Annotated in this window: 6 protein-coding genes; 5 read left to right on the top strand and 1 reads right to left on the bottom strand. The window is 69.4% G+C overall.

What is annotated here, in order from left to right; genetic code table 11:
• From AC1D01_RS24580 to AC1D01_RS24560, 5 genes are all read left to right on the top strand, one after another.
• Window positions 1-1,689: tetratricopeptide repeat protein (locus AC1D01_RS24580; RefSeq protein ID WP_477871019.1), on the top strand; the 1,689-nt coding region annotated here is incomplete at its 5' end.
• Window positions 1,686-2,057 carry a hypothetical protein gene (locus AC1D01_RS24575; protein WP_477871017.1) on the top strand — a complete coding sequence of 124 codons (372 nt, stop codon included), beginning with the start codon at window positions 1,686-1,688 and terminating at the stop codon, window positions 2,055-2,057. The genes AC1D01_RS24580 and AC1D01_RS24575, both read left to right, overlap by 4 nt.
• 100 nt (window positions 2,058-2,157) lie before the next feature.
• The gene (locus tag AC1D01_RS24570) at window positions 2,158-2,526 is read left to right on the top strand and encodes a hypothetical protein (protein WP_477871015.1); all 369 of its coding nucleotides are present in this window, start codon (window positions 2,158-2,160) and stop codon (window positions 2,524-2,526) included.
• Between the two features lie 78 nt (window positions 2,527-2,604).
• A complete protein-coding gene (locus AC1D01_RS24565; RefSeq protein WP_477871013.1) occupies window positions 2,605-2,895 on the top strand; it encodes a YlcI/YnfO family protein in 291 nt (96 codons plus the stop codon).
• On the top strand, window positions 2,892-3,209 hold the full coding sequence (locus AC1D01_RS24560) for a type II toxin-antitoxin system RelE/ParE family toxin (RefSeq protein WP_477871011.1): 318 nt from the start codon (window positions 2,892-2,894) through the stop codon (window positions 3,207-3,209). The genes AC1D01_RS24565 and AC1D01_RS24560 overlap by 4 nt, the downstream gene beginning before the upstream one ends.
• Window positions 3,210-3,221: 12 nt before the next feature.
• Here AC1D01_RS24560 and AC1D01_RS24555 read toward each other — a convergent pair.
• A partial coding sequence (locus AC1D01_RS24555) for a hypothetical protein (protein WP_477871009.1) occupies window positions 3,222-3,809 on the bottom strand: 588 nt, incomplete at its 5' end.

Raw genomic sequence — 3,809 nt, 5'->3', positions numbered from 1 at the left:
CCGCTGGAGCCGATCGCCGCCGACCAGCGCGCCGAAGGCGACGGCCCGCGCCGCGCGGCGCTGAAGCTGCTGGCCGGCATGATCGGCGTCGGCTTCGACGACCTGGTGCAGCGCGACACGCAGCGCCGGCTGCGCTGGCTCGCGGGAATCGCATCGGCCTCGGCCGTCGGCGTCGTCGTGTTCGCGCTGCTGGCCGTGCTGGCGGTGCGCGCGCGCAACGAGGCGCAGCACCAGCGCGCGCAGGCCGAGGGGCTGATCGAGTTCATGCTCGGCGACCTGCGCAAGAAGCTCGAGCCGGTGGGCCGGCTGGAGGTGCTGGATTCGGTGGGCGAGAAGGCGCTCGCGTACTACGCCTCCCAGGAAGCCGACCGGTTGGATGCGACGGCGCTCGGCCATCGCTCGCGTGCGATGCACCTGATCGGCGAGATCCGCGACCTGCGCGGCAACCCGGCCGAGGCGCAGGCCGCGTTCGAGCAGGCGGCCGCGACCACGCAGCGGCTGGTCGCGCAGATGCCGAACGACGGGCAGCGCATCTTCGACCATGCGCAGAGCATGTTCTGGGTCGGTTACGCGGCGTGGAAGCGTGCCGACGGCAGGACGGCCGAGGCCAACTTCCGCAGCTACCTCGAACTGAGCGAGCGCCTGACGAAGCTGGACCCGTCGAACGTCGACTGGCAGGCCGAAGCGGCCTTCGCATACGTCAACCTCGGTGCGGTGCAGCTGGGCACCGAGCGGCCGGCCGAAGCGATCGCGTCGCTCGAGGCCGCGGGCACCGTGCTGAAGCGGCTGCTGCCGCAGCGCGCCGAACTGGGTTTCGAGCTGGCGCAGAACCACGGCTTCCTGTCGAGCGCGCACGAGCAGCTCGGCCAGTACGAGGCGGCGCTGAAGGACACGCAGCAGCAGCTGGCGCTGTTCCGCGCGATGCCGGGCGGTGCCAAGAACAAGGTGGCGCAGCGCGGCATCGTCAGTGCGCTGAACACGATCAGCCGCCACCAGCTCGACATGGGCGACCCGTTCGCGGCGCAGGCCAGCGGACGCGACAGCCTGGCGATCGCCGAGCGGCTGGTCGACGAAGACCCGACCAACCTGTTCTGGCGCGGCGACGCCTGTTTCGCGCGGCTGCGCATGGTGGAGGTCGATCGCGCGATGGGGCGCACCGCCGAGGCCGCCGCCGGACTCGCGGCCGCCATCGAATGCGCCCGGGGACTCGACGGCGTCAGCCCGGCGTCGCCGCGCTATTCGGTCGACCTGAAGGGGCGTGCGCTCGCGTACTCGGCCGTGCTCGCGCCGGTGGACCGGCCGGCGCTGGTGTCGCAGCTCGCCGCGTACCTGGCCGTGTCGTCGTCGGTGGTCGCGAAGGACACGCTGGGCCGCGTGAACCTGACGGTGGTGATGGCGAATGCCGCCGAGACACTGGGCAACCTGCAGGCCGATGGCGACCCCGCCGCGGCGCGCGAGGCCTGGGCCCGCGCTGCCGAACTGCTGCAGCCCTTCGCCGGCCTGAACGACGGCTCGGTGCTGACCACGCTGGCGCGCGTGCGCCTTCGCCTCGGCGATCGCGAGGCGGCCCGGCAGGTCGTCGACCGCATCCAGCGCACCTCTTACCGACACCCCGCTTATCTCGATCTCGTCAACCAGCTGGACGCCGCGCGGGGCGGCAACAGCGCCAAAGGAAAGAAAACATCATGAGCATTCCCATCACGGTCCACGTCTTTGCCTATGTGGTCAAGGACGAACAGAACCAGGATGTGCTCCGAACCACCGTGAGTCCTGAAGTGCTGAATCTCCAGCAGAACACGGCGAGCGGGCCGGTCACGATCCATTTCCAGATCGAATCGGAGAACTACTGTTTCCAGCAGCCGGTCGGTGTCGAGTTCGTCTCGCCGGGCGCTGCAGACCAGTTCAGCGACCCGGTGTACGGCTCCGATCTCAGATCCGCCGAGGTGGTCAACGGGAACTCCGATGGGGGTGCCTATGCGTACCGGGTGTACGTGACCGACACGCTGGGGCGTTTGAGGGCATCGGTCGATCCCGTCGTGCAGAACGACACCCGCTGAACGCCACCCGCTGAACTCGCCGACACCCCGCCTGTCTCGATCTCGTCAACCCGCTGGACGCCGCCCGGGGCGGCAACAGCGCCAAAGGAAAGAAAACACCATGAGTACCATCATTCCGGTCAGCGTCTTCGCCTTCCTGGTCAAGGACCAGAACGGCAACGACCTGCTCCAGACCCGCGTGAGCCCGGAGATCGTGGACCTGCCCAGCCTCCCGGTGACCGGGCCTGTCACGATCCGCTTCCAGATCCAGTCGACGGGCTACTTCTTCGACACGGTCGGCATCGCGATCGTGTCGCCGGACCTCGAGAACCAGTTCGGGCCGGTCTGGTACAGCCAGGATCGCACCGCGGCCCAGATCGAGAACCAGAACTACACCGGCCTGGCCTACGCCTACATGGTGTACGTGACGGACATGGCCAAGCGCCTGAAGGCGTCGGTCGACCCGGTCGTGCAGAACGACACCCGCTGATCGACCGCCGCCGCTGCCTGCGGGGCCAAGGCGTCGAAGAGGATTTCGATGTGGCGCAAATGAATTACATTGGCGGCCATGAAGTCCTCCACCATTCCAGCCGTCCGTGTCGAACCCGAGTTGCGTGAGCAACTGGAGCGGGTGCTGCAGAGCGGAGAAAGCCTGTCCCAGTTCGTCGAAGCTTCCGTGCGTGAAGGCGTCAACCGCCGCCTCGCGCAAGCGGAGTTCGTCGCACGCGGGCTGGCCTCCCTGGAGTCTGCGAAGCGCGACGGCCGGTTCGTGAGTGCGGACGAGGTCATCGGCGGGCTCGAGAAGAAGCTGGCCGGCGCGCGGGCCCGCCGGGCGGCGCAGGGGCGTTCGAAGCGATGAACTTTCGCGTTCTGTTGACGCGCGAGGCGCAGCAGGACCTCGACCGGCTCTACGACTTTCTGATCCAGCGCGAACTCGCACGCGAGGATGGTGACCTGAGCTTGGCAGAAGAAGCCCTCGGGGCGATCGCCGGGGGATTGCGGGCACTGGAGCGGTTTCCGTTCACCTGCCGAAAGGCCGCTGCCAGCCCTTTCCTGCGTGAACTGGTGATCGCTTGCGGCCGCACCGGCTACGTCGCGTTGTTCGAGATCAKCGACGGCGAAACCGTCGTGGTCGCGGCCGTCCGCCATCAGCGAGAGGACGACTTTCACTGAGGCACCGGGGCCTCAGGCGGCCCGGGTTGCGTCCCACAGCGCCACGATGTCCGCCTCGTTGAGCCGGGCGCCGGCGCTTGTCGACAGATCGAGCGCGGCGGCGGGCAGCGAGCCGATCAGTTGTTGCACCCGATCCCGTCGCAGCGCCGGCAATGTCGCCCGGGGCGCATCGCGACGCCGCCAGGCCGCGTCCGACCATCCCGCGAGTTCGGCCGCCGTCGGCAGGTCGCCTCGGCAGGCGGCCAGCCAGGCGAGGGCGTCGGCCACCTGCCACAGCAGGTCGCAATCGGCCGCCAGCCGCAGCATCTCGTGCGACAGCGCGAACGCCTCGTCGATCGAACCCCGCTCCAGCAGCGCATGCATCAGGCTGAGCTGCGCCGTGCACAGCGTCGCCGGCGCGCGTTTGCCGCGCAGCGAATCGACCAGCTGGTGCCCGAGGTACACCGCCTCGTCGACCTCGCCCATCGCCAGTGCCAGGTCGGCCAGGTGCGAGCGGGCGCGCAAGGCGCCGCGCTCGTCGCCGGCCGCGAGCCGCAGGCCGAGTTCGACCTCGCGGGCCGCCCGGCTGTCGGCCAGCCGCCCCTCCGCACGCGCCACGTC

It is taken from the genome of Rhizobacter sp. P3_B12 (assembly GCF_056402895.1).
The sequence above is the reverse complement of the archived record's forward strand: the minus strand, read 5'-3'. Positions and strand labels throughout refer to the sequence as shown.